The following is an 18242-nucleotide window of genomic DNA, read 5'->3' as shown; positions in this document are numbered from 1 at the left end:
CACCGGCTGCCTGCGGCAGCACCGGCGCCGAACCCAAAGGACTGACATGACGCAGACTACCTCCCGCTCCTACGCCCTCCTGGGTCTCGGGCCCATGGGCGCACCCATGGCCCGCAGGCTCCTGGCCTTCGCGCCCCACCTCACGGTGTGGAACCGGACGGCCGCGAAAACCGAACCCCTGGCGGCCCTGGGCGCACGCGCGGCAATGACGCCCGCTGAGGCCGCGTCCGACGTCGTCCTCACTGTCCTTCCCGATCTGGAACAAGTGGACAGTCTGCTGGGCGGTCCGGACGGCCTGCTGGCGGGCTGGGACGCCAAGGGCATCAGCAGTCCTGTCCTGGTGGTCCACGGCACGGTGTCGCCGGTGGCGGTGGCCGGCTTTGCCGAACGGCTGAAGGCCCGCGGCGTGACAGTCCTCGATGCGCCCGTCAGCGGCGGGACGATGGGCGCGGAGGACGGCACTCTCAGCATCATGGTGGGTGGCGACGCCGGCGCGGCAAGCGACCTGGAACCTGCCTTCCAGTCGATGGGCACCACCGTGCGGTACCTCGGGCCCAGCGGCTCGGGGGAACTTGCCAAGGCCTGCAACCAGATCGTTGTGGCCGCCACAGTGACAGCAGTTTCCGAGGCGATGCTGTTGGCCCGGCAGGGCGGCCTCGACGTAAACGTTGTGCTGGAGCTCCTCAGGGGCGGCTTGGCCGATTCGGCAGTCCTGCGGCAGAAGGGACAGCGCTGGGTGGAGGACAATTTCGACGGCGGCGGCAGCGCCAACAACCAGCTCAAGGACCTGGGGTTCATCGCCGAGGTCGCGCAGGCCCGCGGACTGGACCTGGCCCTCAGCGGCACCGTCCGAGACCTGTTCGCCGACATGGTGGCCCAGGGCGACGGCGCACTGGACCACACCGGAATCCACCGGTCGCTGGCCCGCCGCGCTCTCTCCGCCAACTAGGTAGCAGTAGATGTCGTTTTGAGCGCTCATAACGACATCTACTGCCAGCTACTTGGGGGCTCGCGCAGCCGTTGAACTCAGAGCTGCAGCTCCATAAAAACGCTGTTGGGATCCGGCCGGTAGTCCGCGAACGGCGGGCAATCGGTGAAGCCGTGCCGCGCATACAGCCGCCGGGCTGGAGCGAAGTAGTCCTCGGTGCCGGTTTCCAGGTACACCCGCTCCAGGCTGTTGGCCCGGGCGTCGGCCAGGATGTGCAGGAGCATGAGGGTGGCGACGCCGCGCCCCCGCGCCTGCGCCGAAGTGCGCATGGACTTCAGCTCGGCAGAAGCAGCCTGGCCAGGCACCGGTTTGAGGACCTTGAGGGCTCCGCACCCCAGCAGGGCGCCGCCCTCCCGTGCCGTCCAGAAACTGATGTCCGGTCCGGCCAGGGCTGCCGGGTCCAGGGCATGGACGCTTTCGGCCGGTGAGGTGGCAAACATGTCTGCAAGGTGCTCGCTCAGGAGCAGGTGGACATCGTCGCGGTGGGGGCTGTCCCGGTCTATAAGAATCATCAGTTCCAAATTTACCGGGCGCAGCGGAGGCGCGGCACGCGCCGCCTGGAAGCACAGCCGGGAAAGGCGCAGGCGAGTTCAGTGAATGCGGCCTCCGGAAGCGAAAATGCAGAAAGTTCACAAAGCCGGCTTTTATACCGTAAAAATTCAGAAGTTTTCGAATTGGTTGCCGGAAATTCCCTCCAGGTAATCATTTTCTGCGTGACTGGCAATAAAAATATAAGTGTGTATGGTACTGGGTACAAGCACCACAAAGAAAGATGTGATTCCAGTGTCGGGTAAATCGCCTAAAAGCAGCAATGTCAAAAAAGCGGGAAAATCCATCCTCGAAAAAAGGGCCGATAAAAGGGCCAAAACCGAGAGCAGTGAAATCAGTTTCATAAAACCGCGCAAGAACCAGCGCTAGCGGGCCCAGCCATGAAAAGCATGTGCAACGCACTGATCATCCCGGCTCAACTCACACAGCCGGTACGCCTCGAATCCGTCGATACGGACATGCCGGCACTTCAGCGGTTGATGTCGGGAAACATCGAAGCAATCAGTACCCGTGATTGGCATGCCTACGTCAGCGACGAAGGCAACCGCCTGCCGCAGAACATCCGGGCCGAAGTGCTGGCCCGGGAAGCCGGTGTTCACCTCGAAGAGGTCCTGAACGGCACAGCGGTTTTCCTGGGTCACTGCAGCCGCGGGCAGGAAGTGGACGCGCCCCTGCGACTCATCCGACTGGCGGAAGCCCTGTTCGAGCAGGCGCTGGCCGCCTGAACGCTTGCGCCTCCCGCTACACCAGCGGCCAAGGGTAGCGGGAGCCCGTCAGGTCCACAGGCAGTGTCCCGTCCTGCAGGATCCGGCGGGCCCGCCGCTTCAGGGCCGCGTTTTCATCGTCGTCGAGCAGCCCGGCCAACTCCTCAGGAACGGCCTCGGCGAGGGGTGCGATATCTGCCAGTAGCCCGTCCGGAATTGCTTCGCCGGCAAAGTCCCAAATGACCGTGCGCAGCTTAAAGGCAGCGGAAAAGCACAATCCGTGGTCGATGCCCCAGATCCGGCCGTCGCCGCCGCGGAGCACGTGCCCGCTTTTGCGGTCCGTGTTATTGGAAATGAAGTCAAACAAAGCCATCCGGGCCAGCTCGGGATGGGTGGACGGGTCCTCCGCCGCCAGCGTGAAATAGTGCTGCCGGAAATCGCAGTCGATAAACGACTGCAGGGACCCCACACCAAGCGGTGCGTCCTCCCGGATGACCGTGGGCGGCACCATGCCCCAGCCCAAAGCCTCACTGAGCAGGTACGCCGCCCGCTCCCGCTTGTACAGCCCTGGATCGAAGTCGGACAGCGGCTGTTCGCCGGCCTCTGGTTTATAGACCGCCTGTGCTACCTCATCCCCATGGGTGAGGCGGACCAGGAACGTGGCGTTGCTGCTGCGCGCAAACTGGCCCACCAGCTCCACTTCGCCCAAGGTCAGCAACGCCAGGTCCCGGTCCGTCACGGCATACCCCTGGCGGCGGAAAACCCTGTCACTGCGGCCTCAATCCGCTCAACGGTTCCGAGTAGGAATTCACCATCAGCACCGACGCTGCCCGGCCGTCCACAAACGAGACCGCGGACACTGAGCCCGGGCTGATCATGATCCGCTGGAACAGGTCCAGCGGCGTCCCCACCGCATGGGCCACTGCAGCCTTGATGGTGTCCGCGTGGGAGAAGCAAACGACAACGCCGCCCGGATGGGCCGCCACCAGGTTCTCCAGGGCACCCACCATGCGGTCCTGCATCTCCGTAAAGCTCTCCCCGTTGGGGAACCGGAACGTGGACGGGCTGGACTGCACAGTCCGCCACTCCGGCAAGGCGGCCAGGCGGGAAATCTCGGCACCGGTCCAGTCGCCGAAGTCGCACTCCAGCAGCCCGTCGGCCGGCTGGATTTGCAGGCCGTTGGCGGCCGCCGTCGGCCCTGCCGTTTCCTGGGCGCGCTCCAACGGCGAGGAATACACGGCGGTGACCGGAAGCCCCACGAGGCGTTCGGCCACCCGTTCCGCCTGGGCCCGGCCACGCTCCGAAAGATGCAGGTTCGGGGCCCGGCCCGGCAGCACCTGGCCGGTGGTGGGCGTTTCGCCGTGGCGGACCAGGAGCACAAGCGTCACCACAGGCTTGTCGGCGGGAGTGGTGGGAGCGGTGGACGGGGCGGATTCCGGCGGGGCCGGCTGGGCTGCAGCAGTCATCAAGAATCAGCGTAGTACTGCCGGCGGACCAAAACTTGTCCCGCGTGCACAAATGTTTCGGATCACCCCATCGGCCCAGCGAACAGGTCTACGGTGGAGAAGTGACTGAACGCCCTGAGATCTCCACTGTTGGTGAACTGCGTGCCTCCGGCCATGTTCACAAGGACCTGCGGACAGAACTCCGCGACAACCTCCTCTCCGCCCTGGCCGCGGGCCGCGACCCGTGGCCCGGCATGTTCGGCTTCAGCCGGACCGTTATCCCCCAACTGGAGCGCGCCCTGATCGCCGGGCATGACCTGGTGCTGCTGGGCGAACGTGGCCAGGGCAAAACCCGGCTCCTTCGCACCCTGGCCGGGCTGCTGGACGAATGGTCCCCGGTGATCGAGGACTCGGAGCTGAACGAGCACCCCTACAAACCCATCACCGGGCCCTCGCGCGCCCGCGCCCTCGCCGAAGGGGACCGGTTGCGGGTGGCCTGGCGGCACCGTTCGGAACGCTACGTGGAGAAACTCGCGACGCCGGACACCTCCGTGGCGGACCTGATCGGCGACGTCGACCCCATGCGGGTGGCCGAGGGCCGCCGGCTGGGGGACCCGGAAACCATCCACTACGGCCTGATCCCGCGTTCCAACCGCGGCATTGTGGCCATCAACGAACTCCCTGACCTCGCCGAACGCATCCAGGTCTCCATGCTGAACGTGATGGAGGAGCGGGACATCCAGATCCGCGGCTACGTCCTGCGCCTGCCGCTGGACGTCCTGGTGGTGGCTTCCGCCAACCCCGAGGACTACACCAACCGCGGCCGGATCATCACCCCGCTCAAGGACCGGTTCGGCGCCGAAATCCGCACGCACTACCCCCTTGAACTTAAGGATGAGGTGGCGGTGATCGAGCAGGAGGGCCACCTGGTGGCCAGCGTGCCGCCCGTGATCCTGGAGATCCTGGCCCGCTACACCCGAGCCCTGCGCGAGTCCCCGGCCATCAACCAGAGCTCCGGTGTCTCCGCCCGGTTCGCCATCGCCGGGGCCGAGACCGTTGCTGCGGCCGCGCTGCGGCGCGCCAGCGTGCGGGGTGAGGACGAGGCCGTGGCCCGGATCATCGACCTGGACGCCGCCGTGGAAGTGCTCACCGGAAAGATCGAGTTTGAATCCGGCGAGGAAGGCCGTGAGCAGGACATCCTGGACCACCTCCTGCGCACCGCCACCGCCGAGGCCGTCCGGGAACACTTCCAGGGCCTGGACCTGGCGCCACTGGTCGCTGCCCTGGACGGGCACTCCACGGTAACCACCGGTGAGCTGGTCACCGCCAAGGAATTCCTGGCGAACCTGCCCTCGCTCAACGGATCGGGCCTCTACGACGAAATCGGGAAGCGCCTCGGCGCCGAAAACGACGGCCAGCGGGCCGCCGCCGTCGAACTGGCCCTTGAAGGCCTCTACCTTGGCCGCCGGATCTCCAAGGAGTCCGACGACGAAGCCACCATCTACGGCTAAGGACAGGCACGCGCCATGAGCCTTCATCCCCGCTCCCGCTATGGCCGCTACCGCGGCGGGCCGGACCCGCTGGCGCCGCCCGTTGACCTGACGGAGGCGCTGGATGCCGTGGCCGAGGACGTGATGGCGGGCTACTCGCCGCGGCGTGCCCTGCAGGAGTACCTGCGCCGCGGCGGCCCGGACCAGGAAGGCCTGGACGAGCTCGCCGGCCGGATCCAGCAGCGCCGCCAGGACCTGCTGGGCAAGCACAACCTCAACGGCACGCTCAATGAAGTGAAAAAACTCCTGGACACGGCCGTACTGGAGGAACGCAAGCAGCTGGCCCGCGACGCCATGATGGACAACACGGACCGGGCCTTCCGCGAGATGCAGATCCAGAACCTGCCCCAATCCACCGCGGCGGCGGTCAACGAGCTGGCCTCCTACGACTGGCAATCCAGCACGGCCCGCGAGGCGTACGAAAAAATCAAGGACCTCCTGGGCCGCGAGGTCCTGGACCAGCGCTTCGCCGGGATGAAGCAGGCACTGGAAGGGGCCACGGACCAGGACCGGGCAGCCATCAGCGCCATGCTGGCCGACCTCAACGAACTCCTGGACAAGCACCGCTGGAAGGCGGACACCCCGGCGGACTTTGCGGAGTTCATGGCCAAGCACGGCGAGCACTTCCCCGAGAATCCCCGGAACGTCGAGGAACTGGTGGATGCGCTGGCCAAGCGCGCGGCGGCAGCCCAGCGGCTGATGCAGTCCATGACCCCGGAACAGCGCGCCGAGCTGATGCAGCTCTCCGCCCAGGCCTTTGGCTCCCAGGACCTGATGGCCCAGTTGGGCCAGCTGGACGAGACCCTGCAGGCCCTGCGGCCGGGGGAGGACTGGAACGGATCAGAGCGGTTCGAAGGCCAGGAAGGCATGGGCCTGGGCGACGGCACGGGCGTGCTCCAGGACCTTGCCGAGCTGGACCAGTTGGCGGACCAGCTGGGCCAGGACTTCGACAGCTCCCACATGGACGACGTGGACCTGGATGCCCTGGCCCGCCAGCTGGGGGAGGACGCGGCGGTCAGCGCACGCACGTTGGCGGCGATTGAAAAGGCAATGCACGACGGCGGCTACCTCACCAAGGGTGCGGACGGCGACTTCCGGCTCTCGCCCCAGGCGATGCGGCGGCTGGGCAGGTCGCTGCTGCGTGATGCCGCCAAGCAGCTGTCCGGGCGCCAGGGCAGGCGGGAGACGCGGGAGGCCGGTGCCGCCGGCGACCAGACCGGATCCAGCCGGCCGTGGGAGTTCGGCGACACCGCGCCGTGGGACGTCACCCGGACCATCACCAACTCGATCCGCCGGACCATCGCCGACGGCGGCGACCCGGGCCGGGGTGTCCGGCTGGCTGTGGACGACATCGAGGTGACGGAAACCGAGGAACGCACGCAGGCCGCCGTCGTCCTCCTGGTCGACGTATCCTTCTCGATGGCCGCCGAGGGGCGGTGGGTGCCCATGAAACGCACGGCGCTGGCCCTGCACCACCTGGTGTCCACAAGGTTCCGGGGCGACAAACTGCAGCTGATCACGTTTGGCCGGTACGCCCAGACCATGGACATCGGCGGGCTGACATCGCTGCCGGCCTTCCGCGAGCAGGGCACCAACCTGCACCACGGGCTGCTGCTGGCCAGCCGGTTCTTCCGGAAACACCCGGCCATGCAGCCGGTGCTGCTGGTGGTCACCGACGGCGAACCGACGGCCCACCTGCTGCCCGACGGCGAATCCATGTTTTCCTGGCCGCCGCACCCCTCGACCATCCGCGCCACCGTGGACGAGCTGGACCGGGTGGGACGTGCCGGCGCGCAGGCCACCTTCTTCCGGCTGGGCGACGACCCGGGCCTGGAACGCTTTATCCAACGGATGGCCCGCCGGGTTGACGGCCGGGTGGTGGCGCCCGAAGCCGGCGAGCTCGGCGCTGCGGTGGTGGGCGAATACCTCCGCGCGCACTTCCGCGGCCGGGCGTACGGCGACTCCGATTGGGCGTTCTAGGCGCCTATTGCCCTGCCTCGACGGGCCCCCGGCGGTACGTTTCCGAGACCCTGCGGTACACCGGGGTGAGGAACGCCAGCGCCGCGGCGGCCATCAGGATGATCCCGGCCACCAGGAACACCAGGGCGATGCCGCGGGACACGCCCTCGCCCAGCAGCGGCGCCAGCTGCGCCGCACCCTCCGCGGACCTGGCGTACGGGATGATCCAGACCTCCGCGATGGGGGCGATGAGGAACGCGGTGATGGGTGCCGCCGCGGATTCGAAGGCCATGGCGAAGCCAAACACCCGGCCCTGCCGGGGCAGTGGGACCACCTGCTGGATGATCGTCTGTTCTGCTGCCTCCGCGAACGGCACCATCACCATGTAGAGCCAGATCCCCGCGATGTACAGCCATGGCCATTCCCGCAAGGTGAACACCGCACCAAAGAGGCCGATCAGGATCACCGCGAACAGCAGGGTCCGCAGCGGGTTGGAGCCCAGGCCGAACTTGCCCACGAGTGCCCCGCCCACAACAAATCCGGTGGCGCCAAGCGCAAAGAAGGCGCCCCACAGCTCAACCGGGAACATCTCCAAGCCGTAAGGATCCATCAGGGCCATGTACACGCCGCCGATGAGGTTGTTGAAGGTGGAGAACAGGATCAGTGCGAACAGGCCGGCAATGGCCAGAACGGCGGCCATGGATCCGCGCAGGTCGAATCCACCTTGGGCATCCGTGGCTGCCGGCTGGGTTTCCTCGGGCATCCGCACGGTGAGCAGGTGGCCGTATGCCACGGCTGTCAGGACCAGGGCCGCGGCGATGGTCCAGCCCATGCCCAGCAGGCCCACCGACAGCCCGGAGATGACCGACGTGGCGATGAACGCCAGGCCCTGCACCATGCCCACCAGTCCGTTGGCGTTGGCCCGCCGGTCAGGATCGATCAGGATGGTGACGGTGGTGGACAGGGCGATGTTGCGCAGGTTTTCCACCACCGCCCCCACCAGGATGATCACGGCAAAGATCCAGAACCACGGCTGGACCAGGTCCAGCAGGTCGGCCTCCGGCGTCAGCAGGAACATGATTCCGGCGACGACGAACATCACCAGGGTGAAGCCACCGGCAAAGCGCATCACCGCCAGCTTGCGGTACCGGTCCACGAAAGTGCCGAAGCTGATGCTGGAGAGCGCGATCAGCAGCATGTACGCCCCGCCGATAACCCCGGTGGCAATCACATTTCGCGTCTCCAGATAGACCCAGAACGTCAGGGCGAACCAGAGGTAGCTGGTGGTGATGTTTGCCAAGGCAGTGTTGACCAGGATCCCGGTAAACGTGCGGGACCGCTCTGCCGGGGTTCGCAGGTGACTGGTGTTGGCTGGGGCATCGGCGAGCCCCGGACCCGCAGCCACCAGGGGATCCGGTTTGTGCTCGGTCATGGGCTCCAGTTTACGGACAACAGGCCCCCGCGGACATGGGAAATGCCTGCGTAATTTGGCTTGTGGGACAGGTCAGGGTGCGGTGGGTTGGCCGTTGATGAGGCGGTTGAGGTGCCAGGGGTTGGTGTTGTGGAGGGGGGTCGGGAGGAGTTCGGTGGGGAGGTTTTGGTAGGCGACGGGGCGGAGGAAGCGGTTGATGGCGAGGGTGCCGACGGAGGTGGTGCGGGTATCGGAGGTCGCGGGGTAGGGGCCGCCGTGGACCATGGCGTGGCCTACTTCGACGCCGGTGGGCCAGCCGTTGACGATGATGCGGCCGACTTTTTGTTCGAGGGCGGGGATGAGGGGCGCGGCGGTGGGGTAGTCGTGGTTGGTGAGGTGAAGGGTGGCGGTGAGTTGGCCTTCGAGCCGGGTGATGGCGGTGAGGAGGTCTTCGGTGGTGGTGTAGCGGATAACCAGGGAGGCTGCGCCGAAGATTTCCTGGTGCAGGATTTCGTTGGTGAGGAAGTCCTTGACCTGGGTCGCGTAGATGGCCGGGGCGGGGGCGTTGTGGGTTTGGCCGTCGGCGCCCTGTCCGAGGACGGTGACGCCGTCCGCAGAGCCCAGTGCTTCGGTTCCGGTGTGCCAGGATCCGGCGATGCTTTCGGTGAGCATGGTCTGCCCGGCGCAGGTGGTGATGGCGTGGTTGACGGCGGCGGCGAACTTGTCGCCTGCGTCGCCGGTGGGGGCGAAGAGGAGTCCGGGGGAGGTGCAGAGTTGTCCGGAGCTGCCGGTGACGGCGGCGACATACTGCTGGGCGAGGGTGTCGATGTTGGCGGTGGGGCCGGTGAGGGCGCCTTCGAAGACGATGACGGGGTTCAGGGAGGACATTTCGGCGTAGACGGGGATGGGTTCGGGGCGGTTGGCGGCGGTCCGGGTCAGGGCGGTGCCGGCGGCCTGGGAGCCGGTGAAGCCGACGGCTTTGATGTTGGGGTCGGCCACGAGGGCTTGGCCGATGCTGGCGCCGGGGCCGTAGATGAGGGAGAACACGCCGGGGTGCAGGCCCTGGTCGGTGACGGCTTTGGTGATGGCGTGGCCGACGAGTTCGCTGGTGCCGGGGTGGGCGTTGTGGGCTTTGAAGACCACGGGGCAGCCGGCGGCGAGGGCGGAGGCGGTGTCACCACCCGCCGTCGAGAAGGCGAGAGGGAAGTTGCTGGCACCGAAGACGGCGACGGGGCCCAGCGGGATTTGGCGTTGGCGGATGTCCGCCCGGGGTGTGGGGGTGCGGTCCGGGAGGGCGGGGTCGATGCGGATGCCGCGGTGGTCGCCCTGGCGGACCACTGCGGCGAAGAGCCGGAGTTGGGCGGTGGTGCGGGCGCGTTCGCCGGTGAGGCGGGCGGTGGGGAGGCCGGTTTCCTGGGTGGCGCGGGTGATGAGGTCTTCGCCGATGGCTTCGATGTTCTCCGCGATCGCTTCGAGGAAAGCGGCGTGGGTTTCGGGGTCCAGGGTGCTGAAGGACGGGTAGGCGTCAGCGGCGGCGGAGGTCGCCGTCGTCAGCTGTTCCTCGGTGATCAGCGAATACGCGGGATCGAGCTGCTCATTCGTGGCGGGATTGAAACCGAAGGCGGTTTTGCCGTCGCCGACGACAGGCCGGCCGGCGATCAGGGAATGTCCGGAAAGAATCACAACAAGCTCCAGGGTGTGGGGATACGGGAAAGCATCGTTGGGGCCGGCCGCCACCCGGCAGCCGGCCCCGACACTTCGAACGGGTCCGGGCTCAGCCCTTGACCGCACCGGCGCTGAGTCCCTGGACCAGGAACTTCTGCACGTAGGCGAACAGGAGCACCACGGGAATGATGGCAATGACGCCGCCGGCGGCCAGGGCGCCGAAGTCGGCGCCGAACTCTCCCAGCAGGTAGCTCAGGCCCACGGGAACCGTGAACTGGTCCTGGCTGCTGATGAACATGATGGCGAAGAGGAAGTTGTTCCAGGCACTGATGAAGGCAAAGGAACCAACGGCCACAATGCCGGGTTTCAGCAGGGGAAGGACCACCAGCCGGAACGCCTGGATGCGGGTGCAGCCGTCCACCCAGGCGGCCTCCTCCAGCTCCACCGGCACGTTGCGGATGAAGCCGGACATCAGGATCAGTGACAGCGGCAGGTGGAACACCGTGTCGGAGATGATGAGGCTCCAGAGGCTGTTGGTCAGGCCCACGGCGTTGAAGATCTCGAAAAGCGGGATCAGCATCATGGCCCCGGGAACAAACTGGGTGCACAGCATGGCCACGAGGAACAGCGTCTTGCCCCGGAACCTGAAGCGTGCCAGGGCGTAACCGCCCAGCAGCGCGATGACCGTTGAGCACAGCAGGCTCATCACGGCCACAAACAGGCTGTTTTTGAAGTAGATGCCGAATCCGGAGCCGTTCCAGACCGTTTCGAAGTGCTCGAAGGTGATGGGCCAGGGGACCAGCGAGGTGGATCCCGTGGGTCGGAACGCGAAAAGCAGCATCCAGTAGAACGGCACAAGGGTGAAGATCAGGAACAGTGCCAGCGGCACGTAGGTCAGGACGCGGTCGATCCGGCGTTGGCGTGCCTTGAGCTTGCTGATGGGCCGGGCCGGTATCGGTACCGGCGCGATGGCACGGCCAGCGGCATGCGCTTTGGGAAGCAGCGAGGTCACTTGTCATCCTCCTTTGACTTGGTGATGCGCAGATAGACCAGCGAGAAGAAGGTCAGGATCAGGAATGCCACCACGGTCAGGGCGGACCCGTAGCCGAAGTCGCGGTCGTGGATGGCCGTTTGCGCCACATAGAGCGGCAGGGTGGTGGTGGAGCTTGCCGGCCCGCCGCCGGTCAGTGTGTACAGGAGGTCAACGTTGTTGAATTCCCAGACCGCCCGCAGCAGCGTGGCCACCACAACGGCCTGCCGGATATGCGGCCAGGTGATGGACACAAACTTCCGCCAGGTCCCGGCGCCGTCAACGTCCGCGGACTCGTACAGCTCCAGGGACACTGACTGGAGATCGGCCAGGATGAGGATGGCGAAGAACGGGATGCCCTTCCACATTTCGGCGAGCACCAGGGCCCAGAACGTGGTGTCGCTGCCTGCCAGGAGGGACACGCCGTATTCGCCGATGCCCATGTCGGCAAGATAGCGGCCGACGCCGGTGGACGGGTTGTAGATCAGGATCCAGATGGTGGTGGTCAGGATGCCTGACACGGCCCAGGGGGAAAAGACCAGGGATCGGGCCAGCCCGCGGCCGATGAACGACTTGTTGATGAGCAGGGCCAGCGCGAGCCCGAAGACAAACTGAAGCCCCACTTCCACCACCACCCACTGGGCGGTGAAGGAAAGGCTCCGCCAGAACAGCGGGTCCGAACCCATCGCGATGAAGTTCTCGAAGCCGGCAAACCCGTCGTCCCAGGGCTGGGTGACGTTGGAGTGCTGCAGGCTGTAGTAGAAGACGCTGCCCACCGGGTAGACCAGGAACACGAGCGTCAGGATCGCGGCGGGCGCGATCAGGAGGTAGGGGTACAGGCGCCGCGACCTGTTCGCTCGCTTGCGCGGCGTGGCGGCCGGCGGCCTGCCGGGCTTTTGTTTCTGGGCGATCAGGGCCATGGCCTACTTCTTCGCGTGCTTCTGCTGGGCTTTGGTGAGTTTCTCCGCGGACTGGGTCAGGAAGTCCTTCACGGAAAGGTCGCCCTGGAGCACCCGCTGCCACTCCGGAAGCATGTCCGTGGTGGTGATGGAGTTGAACTCGGGCAGGTAGAACGGCTGTTCCAGGACCACGGCCTTGCTGTCCTCAACGGCTTTTACGGAGGCCTGCATGGCCGGGTTTTCGGTAACCCAGGTTTCCTTGGCCACTTCGAGGTTGCCCGGGAGGTAGCCGGACTTCTGGGCCCAGAAGCTGTTGCCTTCATCGCTCATGGTGTATTCAAGGAACTTCCAGGCGGCTTCCTTGTGGGGACTTGCCTGGAACATCGAGAACCCGGTGGTCATGCGGCCGGTGAGCACGGTTTTGCCGTTGTCCGCGGGGAACGGTGCCACGGCGCCGATCTTGTCCGCGCCGATGGCGGCAACGTGGGTGGGGTAGGAACCGATGCTGTGGCTGAGCATTGCAGCGCCGCCGGCGCCGAACTGCGCCACCATGGTTTTGAAGTCCGCGGTCAGGTCGCTTCCGGCGGTGTCCTTGCCGTAAAGGTCCACGTATTTCTGGGCCGCGGCAACAACTGCCGGATCGTCAAGGGTGGAGGTTCCGTCCTCGCGGAAGAACGTGTCCACGCCGGACTGCGGGTAGACCATCTGGACAAACTGGGAGAAGAACCCGTTGCCGCCGCGGAGGGTATAGCCGAATTTCCCTGCGCCCTTGTCCGTCAGCTTGTCCGCTGCCGTGTAGAAGTCGTCCCAGGATGCGGGAGCCGACAAGCCGGCGTCCTTCATGAAATCGGAGCGGTAGTAGATGACGTCGGCGAGGCTGGTGGCCGGGGTCAGGTAGAGCTTCCCATCGGGTGAGGCTGCCTTGGAGGACTTGGTCATGGCGGGGGAAATCTTTTCTTCCCATCCGCCGTCCTTGAAGTCCTGGTCCAGGGGTGCCAGGGCGCCCTGGGCGACAAGGGCTGAAACGTCCGACGCCTTGGGGGTCACCAGGTCCGGGGTGGCCTTGGTGGCAATGGCGGTGCTGATCTTCTGCATGTAGGAGTCGGTGGGCAACCCCAGGTAGTTGACCTTGATGCCGGGGTTTTTGGCCTCAAACATGCTGATCAGTTTTTTCAGGTTCTCGGTCCGCTCGGGGCGGGTGTCCGTGTCCCAGAGCTCCAGGACAACTTCCCCGGAGTCGCTGGCCCCTGTGCTGCCTGAACCGCAGGCACCCAGCGCCAGTGTGGAAGCCATGATGGCTGCCAGGGCAAGTGCTGTCCTGCCCTTGCGGCTCCGGGTCGGGGACTGGGCATTATCCGTACGCTTCATTGCGTTCCTCTCAAGTGGCGATGTGAAGCCGGCCATGTCGTGCTTCGTACATCGTATACTACATACGATACACCTGATATGCTGATGTTTATGGAAAGGAATTTACTGTGACTACGAACGCCATGCAGCCCGGGCCGCTGCTCTCCTCCTCCCGGACGGGTCTCGTTGTTGAAGCCCTTCGGCGCTCGATCCTCACAGGTGAGTTGCCTGCCGGGCAGCCTTTGGTGGAAACGGACCTGGCGCGCAGCTTCGGGATCTCCAAAACGCCTGTCCGGGAGGCCTTGAAGACCCTCGCCGGTGCCGGCCTGGTCACCATGAGCGAGTACAAGGGCGCAACGGTGCGCGTGGTGGACGAAGCGATGGCCCGCAGCATCTTCGACGTCCGGACCCTGCTGGAACCAGTGGCGGTGGCCCGGACCGTGGAGCGCGGGTTCGACGTCGAACTCGCCCAGCAGGCCCTGGACCGGGCCACCTCCTCAGAGGATGAGGCCGAGCGCAGCCTCGCCAACCGCGACTTCCACCAGCTCCTGTATTCCAACTGCGGCAACCCCGTCCTGGTGGACATGCTGGACGGCCTGCGTGAGCAGACTGCCCTCATCTCCGTCAACGCCTGGACCCGGCTGCCCTCCTGGGATTCGGAAGCCGCCGAGCACGCCGAAATCCTCGCCGCAGCACGGAACGGCGACGCCGGCCGGGCCGGCGAACTGGTCCTAAACCACATCCACAGTTTCGAGGTCCGGGCAATCGGACAGATAGTCGGGGGAAAACGATGACGTTCTCTGAGCTCCGCACCGCATTGGCAGATGTAGTTGCCATTCCGGTCACGCCGTACCAGGACGGTGCACTGGACCTGGGCAGCTTCCGGAAGCTGCTGCGCCGGCTGGTCAGCAGCGGCGTCACCACCATCACCCCCAACGGCAACACCAGTGAGTTCTACGCCCTCACTGCCGCAGAGCGCCGTCAGCTGATCACAGCCGCCGCCGAAGAAGTGGGGGCGGAAGCCTTCCTGCTCCTCGGGGTGGGACACGACGTTGCCACAGCAGTCGCGGACGTGAAGGCGGGCGAAGAGGCCGGCATCAGGATGGTTATGATCCACCAGCCGGTCCATCCGCACGTTTCACCGCTGGGCTGGGTGGACTACCACGCGCAGATCGCCTCGGCCGCCCCTGGCGTGGCCTTTGTCCTCTATATCCGCAGCGCCTGGGTGACCCCGGCCATGCTGGTGGAACTGGCAGGCCGGTGCCCCAACGTCGTCGGCATCAAATACGCCGTCCCGGACGTGACGCAGTTTGCCCGGATCCGGGACCTGGCCGGGCCGGACAGGTTTGTATGGATCGCCGGCCTCGCGGAACCGTACGCCCTGTCCTACGCCGTCCACGGCGCCGAAGGCTTCACCTCAGGCCTGGTCAACGTCAACCCACGGCTTTCGTTGGCGTTGCGGGACGCCCTGCGGACGCAGGATTACCCGGCCGCCAGGGACATGCTGGCCAGCATCTCCCGATTTGAGGAGCTGCGCGCCGAGGACAGCTCCGCCAACAATGTCAGCGTCATCAAGGAAGCCCTGGCCCAGCTGGGTCTGTGCAACCGCACCATCAGGCCACCCAGCCACGAGCTCAACCATCAGGCCCGCACCGAAATCGCGGGGATCCTGTCCGAATGGGGCTGCACCGCTGCGGACCAGGGCCAGCCGATCCACGCAGCGGCAGGAGCCCACACATGAAAATCACCGGATTCAAGACCTTTATGCAGCGGGTGGGCAACCGGCCGCGGCTGCTCCTGCGCGTCGACACGGATGAGGGCCTGTCCGGCTGGGGCGAGGCCTACAACCACGGACCGGACTGGGCCCTGGTGCCCATGCTGGACTACATGTTCGAGCAGGTTAAGGGCCAGGATCCCCGGCGGATCGAGTTCCTGACCCAAAAGCTCATCCGGATGGCACGGTTTCCGCAGGGGGCGCTGGGCCTGGCCGCGATCTCCGCCATCGACCACGCGCTGTGGGACATCGCCGCCAAAGCTGTCAACCTTCCCGTGTACGGGCTGCTCGGCGGTGCCGTCCGGGACAGGGTTGCCGTCTATGCAGGTGTCTACTCGGCGCCGGACCCCGCGGAGTGCAGGGACGTTACAACCGGCCTGAATGAGCAGTTCGGGTTCACCGCCTTCAAGCTCAGCCCGTTCCGGGGCGACATCCATAACCGGCGCTGGGGTGCGGTGGTCAACGAAACGGCGGAGTACTTCGGTGCAGTCCGCGAAGCCTGCCCCGATGAGTGGGACTTCGCGTTCGACGCGCATGCCAAGATTTTCGAGCCGTACCAGGCGGTCCAGCTGGGCAACGAACTGGCGCCCTACCAGCCGCTCTTTTTTGAGGAACCGATCAGGCCCGAATACTTCCCGGCCTGGCACCGGCTGCGGTCCGAGCTCAAAGTGCCGCTGGCCACCGGCGAAAGCCTGTATTCCAGCAACGAGTTCCTCAGCCTGCTCACGGGCGGGGGAGCCGACATCATCCAGCCGGACATCTGCGTGGTGGGCGGGATCTCGCAGATGCGCAGGATCGCCACGATCGCCGAAGCGCACTTCACCATGGTGGCCCCGCACAACCCCATGGGCCCGCTGGCCGTGGCCCACAACCTTCACTTCGCCGCCGCCTGCAGCAACTTCTCCATCCTTGAATACAAGCTGGAGGAAACCACCTGGTGCCCCGATCCGTACCTGCCGGTGAACGGGCACCTTGAACTGCGGCCGGACCGGCCCGGGTGGGGGATCGAGATCGACGAGTCCACCCTGGCGGAAGACGACTACATCCACTGGGAACGCACCTTGCCGGTCCGCCCGGACGGGTCGCTCGCCTTCTGCTGAGCCGCCCGCCCGGCCGGGCGGGTCCCCGCTCCAGCCGGGCGGCCCGGCAGGCCTGCCTCCGGTAGCCTGTTGGGATGGAGCGGGGAATAGCCCATCTGGGCGCTGAAGGCATCCTGCTCGCCGGCGCGGGCAGGGCCATCCTGCTGCAGATCGCCAACCCGGCAGTGGGCCACGGTGTGGCCGAGCACAGCACGTTTACGCACCGGCCCATCAGCCGCCTGATGGGCACCCTCACCTACGTCTACGCGGTGGTCTACGGCTCCGAGGAGCAGGTCCGCGAGGTCCGGCGCCGTGTCAACAAGGCGCACGCCCCCGTCCGGCGTGATGCCGACGCATCGGCCAGGGGCTACAACGCGTACGACGCCGATGCGCAGCTTTGGGTGGCCGCCACCCTCTACGACACGGCCAACGTCATCATCACCGAAATCTACGGCGCACCCGACGCCGACACCGCCGACGCGATGTACCGCGACTACGCGAAACTCGGCACAGCCCTGCAGCTTCCCGCGCACAAGTGGCCGGCGGACCGGGCCGCCTTTGCGCAGTACTGGGACGGACAGCTCGGCTCGCTGCGGGCCGACGCCGCCGCCGTCCGTGTGGGCCGGGGCCTGCTGTATCCGGAGCAGGCACCGCTCTGGTACCGCGCCGTGATGCCGCTGGCCCGGTTCCTCACCGCCGGACTGCTGCCGGACCAGCTGCGGAAGGACTTCGGGCTGCCGTGGAGCGAGGGCCACGAACGGCGTTTCCACCGGACCCTGCGCGCGCTCGCGGTCACCTATCCGCGGCTGCCGCGCCGCCTCCGGCACTGGTTCAAGGATTACTGCCTGGCCAGCCTGGACAAGCCGCAGACCGGTAAACCAAAATCCGGTAAACCAAACCCTGGCAACCCGAAACCCCGCAACCCGAAAAAGCAGGAACACCGTGCGTAGTGCCACCACCGTTGAGCAGCGGATCGACGCGAGGGCACGCCGGTTCCTGGCCACGGCGCCTGCCGGCGGTGCCCGGTCAAAACTCACCGAGTTTGTGGTTTTTGGCCTCAAACAAGGCTGGGCCTGCATCTTCGGCGCCGCACTCCTGGTGGTCCTGATGGCGGCCCGGCTCTGGTACCCGGACAGCGCAGGACTGGCCAGGAACGACTTCCTGACACTGGCCGCCGTCGTTATCCAGATCCTGATGGTGGCCTTCCGGCTGGAAACCCTGCGGGAGTTGCGTGTCATCATCCTGTTCCACCTGGTGGGAACGGTGATGGAGCTCTTCAAAACGGACGTCGGCTCGTGGGCCTATGAGGCGGAGGGCGTCCTGCGGATCGGCGCGGTGCCCCTGTTCAGCGGCTTTATGTACGCTGCGGTGGGCTCCTACATGGTGCGGGTGTACCGGCTGTTCGACCTCAAGTTTGCCAACTACCCGCCCCGCTGGATCACGGCGCTGCTGGGCATTGGCATCTACGCGAATTTCTTCACCCACCACTACATCTGGGACCTGCGCTGGCTGCTGTTGGCCGCCGTCGTGATCATTTACGGTCGCTGCGTGATGCATTTCCGGGTGTTCCGCCGGGAGTTCAGGATGCCGCTGGTGCTCTCCTTCCTGCTGGTGGCGCTGTTCATCTGGGTCGCGGAGAACATCGCCACCTGGTCCGGTGCGTGGCTCTACCCCAGCCAGGTGGACGGCTGGCAACCCGTGGGCCTGGAAAAGCTGGTGTCCTGGTTCCTGCTGATGATCATTTCGGTGGTGCTGGTGGCCTGGGTGTACAAACCCCAGCCGCCCGCCACGGTGGGCAGCGACGCCCCTGCCCCGAAGATGTCGCTGCCCTGACGCCCCTTT

General features: G+C 66.1%; 17 protein-coding genes. 9 read left to right on the top strand and 8 right to left on the bottom strand.

Going from position 1 to position 18242, the window contains the following annotated elements; genetic code table 11:
- Positions 1-46 precede the first annotated feature (46 nt).
- Positions 47-949 carry an NAD(P)-dependent oxidoreductase gene (locus QRN07_RS17720; RefSeq protein ID WP_285241784.1) on the top strand — a complete coding sequence of 301 codons (903 nt, stop codon included), beginning with the start codon at positions 47-49 and terminating at the stop codon, positions 947-949.
- A 77-nt stretch (positions 950-1026) separates the two neighbouring features.
- Here the strand turns inward: QRN07_RS17720 and QRN07_RS17715 are convergent, their stop codons facing one another.
- The gene (locus QRN07_RS17715) at positions 1027-1500 is read right to left on the bottom strand and encodes a GNAT family N-acetyltransferase (protein WP_285241783.1); all 474 of its coding nucleotides are present in this window, start codon (positions 1498-1500) and stop codon (positions 1027-1029) included.
- A 426-nt stretch (positions 1501-1926) separates the two neighbouring features.
- On the opposite strand from QRN07_RS17715, the gene QRN07_RS17710 reads away from it, so the two are divergent.
- Positions 1927-2262 (top strand): DUF3846 domain-containing protein, encoded by a 336-nt coding sequence (locus QRN07_RS17710; protein ID WP_285241782.1) that lies wholly within the window; start codon positions 1927-1929, stop codon positions 2260-2262.
- A 16-nt stretch (positions 2263-2278) separates the two neighbouring features.
- Here the strand turns inward: QRN07_RS17710 and QRN07_RS17705 are convergent, their stop codons facing one another.
- The gene (locus QRN07_RS17705; RefSeq protein ID WP_285241781.1) at positions 2279-2980 is read right to left on the bottom strand and encodes an SCO1664 family protein; all 702 of its coding nucleotides are present in this window, start codon (positions 2978-2980) and stop codon (positions 2279-2281) included.
- Between the two features lie 28 nt (positions 2981-3008).
- Positions 3009-3707 (bottom strand): histidine phosphatase family protein, encoded by a 699-nt coding sequence (locus QRN07_RS17700; RefSeq protein ID WP_285241780.1) that lies wholly within the window; start codon positions 3705-3707, stop codon positions 3009-3011.
- Positions 3708-3808: 101 nt separating this feature from the next.
- Here QRN07_RS17700 and QRN07_RS17695 point away from each other — a divergent pair, with 101 nt between their 5' ends.
- Both QRN07_RS17695 and QRN07_RS17690 read left to right on the top strand, forming a co-directional pair.
- Complete coding sequence (locus QRN07_RS17695; RefSeq protein WP_285241779.1) at positions 3809-5197, top strand: sigma 54-interacting transcriptional regulator; 1389 nt, start codon at positions 3809-3811, stop codon at positions 5195-5197.
- A 15-nt stretch (positions 5198-5212) separates the two neighbouring features.
- Positions 5213-7216, top strand: coding sequence for a vWA domain-containing protein (locus QRN07_RS17690; RefSeq protein ID WP_285241778.1), 2004 nt, complete (start codon positions 5213-5215; stop codon positions 7214-7216).
- 4 nt (positions 7217-7220) lie between these two features.
- Here QRN07_RS17690 and QRN07_RS17685 read toward each other — a convergent pair whose 3' ends face one another.
- The 5 genes from QRN07_RS17685 to QRN07_RS17665 form a co-directional block, all read right to left on the bottom strand.
- A complete protein-coding gene (locus tag QRN07_RS17685) occupies positions 7221-8627 on the bottom strand; it encodes an MFS transporter (RefSeq protein WP_285241777.1) in 1407 nt (468 codons plus the stop codon).
- A gap of 72 nt (positions 8628-8699) precedes the next feature.
- Positions 8700-10289: an aldehyde dehydrogenase (NADP(+)) gene (locus tag QRN07_RS17680; protein ID WP_285241776.1), complete on the bottom strand. Its 1590-nt coding sequence runs from the start codon at positions 10287-10289 to the stop codon at positions 8700-8702.
- Positions 10290-10380: 91 nt separating this feature from the next.
- Positions 10381-11283, bottom strand: a complete 903-nt coding sequence (locus tag QRN07_RS17675) for a carbohydrate ABC transporter permease (RefSeq protein ID WP_285241775.1) — start codon at positions 11281-11283, stop codon at positions 10381-10383.
- Positions 11280-12221 carry a carbohydrate ABC transporter permease gene (locus QRN07_RS17670; RefSeq protein ID WP_050685575.1) on the bottom strand — a complete coding sequence of 314 codons (942 nt, stop codon included), beginning with the start codon at positions 12219-12221 and terminating at the stop codon, positions 11280-11282. The genes QRN07_RS17675 and QRN07_RS17670 overlap by 4 nt, the downstream gene beginning before the upstream one ends.
- Before the next feature lie 3 nt (positions 12222-12224).
- Positions 12225-13568 carry an ABC transporter substrate-binding protein gene (locus QRN07_RS17665; RefSeq protein WP_056598305.1) on the bottom strand — a complete coding sequence of 448 codons (1344 nt, stop codon included), beginning with the start codon at positions 13566-13568 and terminating at the stop codon, positions 12225-12227.
- Between the two features lie 107 nt (positions 13569-13675).
- On the opposite strand from QRN07_RS17665, the gene QRN07_RS17660 reads away from it, so the two are divergent.
- From QRN07_RS17660 to QRN07_RS17640, 5 genes are all read left to right on the top strand, one after another.
- Positions 13676-14341 (top strand): GntR family transcriptional regulator, encoded by a 666-nt coding sequence (locus tag QRN07_RS17660; RefSeq protein WP_231686056.1) that lies wholly within the window; start codon positions 13676-13678, stop codon positions 14339-14341.
- Positions 14338-15288 (top strand): dihydrodipicolinate synthase family protein, encoded by a 951-nt coding sequence (locus QRN07_RS17655; RefSeq protein ID WP_285241774.1) that lies wholly within the window; start codon positions 14338-14340, stop codon positions 15286-15288. The genes QRN07_RS17660 and QRN07_RS17655 overlap by 4 nt, the downstream gene beginning before the upstream one ends.
- Positions 15285-16421, top strand: coding sequence for a mandelate racemase/muconate lactonizing enzyme family protein (locus QRN07_RS17650; protein ID WP_285241773.1), 1137 nt, complete (start codon positions 15285-15287; stop codon positions 16419-16421). Before QRN07_RS17655 ends, QRN07_RS17650 begins: the two co-directional genes overlap by 4 nt.
- A 74-nt stretch (positions 16422-16495) precedes the next feature.
- Positions 16496-17350 (top strand): oxygenase MpaB family protein, encoded by an 855-nt coding sequence (locus QRN07_RS17645; protein ID WP_285241772.1) that lies wholly within the window; start codon positions 16496-16498, stop codon positions 17348-17350.
- A complete protein-coding gene (locus tag QRN07_RS17640; RefSeq protein ID WP_285241771.1) occupies positions 17343-18233 on the top strand; it encodes a DUF817 domain-containing protein in 891 nt (296 codons plus the stop codon). Before QRN07_RS17645 ends, QRN07_RS17640 begins: the two co-directional genes overlap by 8 nt.
- Positions 18234-18242 lie beyond the last annotated feature (9 nt).

This window comes from Pseudarthrobacter sp. MEB009 (assembly GCF_030208875.1).
In the GTDB taxonomy this organism is placed as follows: Bacteria; Actinomycetota; Actinomycetes; order Actinomycetales; family Micrococcaceae; genus Arthrobacter.
Note: the sequence above shows the minus strand (reverse complement) of the source record. Positions and strands in the feature narration are given on the sequence as shown.

What these genes read in the sequence shown, in the direction of transcription:
- QRN07_RS17720 (WP_285241784.1), top strand. Translation starts at nt 47, where the DNA reads ATGACGCAGACTACCTCCCGCTCCTACGCCCTCCTGGGTCTCGGGCCC.
- QRN07_RS17715 (WP_285241783.1), bottom strand. Translation starts at nt 1,500, where the DNA reads ATGATTCTTATAGACCGGGACAGCCCCCACCGCGACGATGTCCACCTG.
- QRN07_RS17710 (WP_285241782.1), top strand. Translation starts at nt 1,927, where the DNA reads ATGTGCAACGCACTGATCATCCCGGCTCAACTCACACAGCCGGTACGC.
- QRN07_RS17700 (WP_285241780.1), bottom strand. Translation starts at nt 3,707, where the DNA reads ATGACTGCTGCAGCCCAGCCGGCCCCGCCGGAATCCGCCCCGTCCACC.
- QRN07_RS17690 (WP_285241778.1), top strand. Translation starts at nt 5,213, where the DNA reads ATGAGCCTTCATCCCCGCTCCCGCTATGGCCGCTACCGCGGCGGGCCG.
- QRN07_RS17685 (WP_285241777.1), bottom strand. Translation starts at nt 8,627, where the DNA reads ATGACCGAGCACAAACCGGATCCCCTGGTGGCTGCGGGTCCGGGGCTC.
- QRN07_RS17670 (WP_050685575.1), bottom strand. Translation starts at nt 12,221, where the DNA reads ATGGCCCTGATCGCCCAGAAACAAAAGCCCGGCAGGCCGCCGGCCGCC.
- QRN07_RS17665 (WP_056598305.1), bottom strand. Translation starts at nt 13,568, where the DNA reads ATGAAGCGTACGGATAATGCCCAGTCCCCGACCCGGAGCCGCAAGGGC.
- QRN07_RS17655 (WP_285241774.1), top strand. Translation starts at nt 14,338, where the DNA reads ATGACGTTCTCTGAGCTCCGCACCGCATTGGCAGATGTAGTTGCCATT.
- QRN07_RS17650 (WP_285241773.1), top strand. Translation starts at nt 15,285, where the DNA reads ATGAAAATCACCGGATTCAAGACCTTTATGCAGCGGGTGGGCAACCGG.
- QRN07_RS17645 (WP_285241772.1), top strand. Translation starts at nt 16,496, where the DNA reads ATGGAGCGGGGAATAGCCCATCTGGGCGCTGAAGGCATCCTGCTCGCC.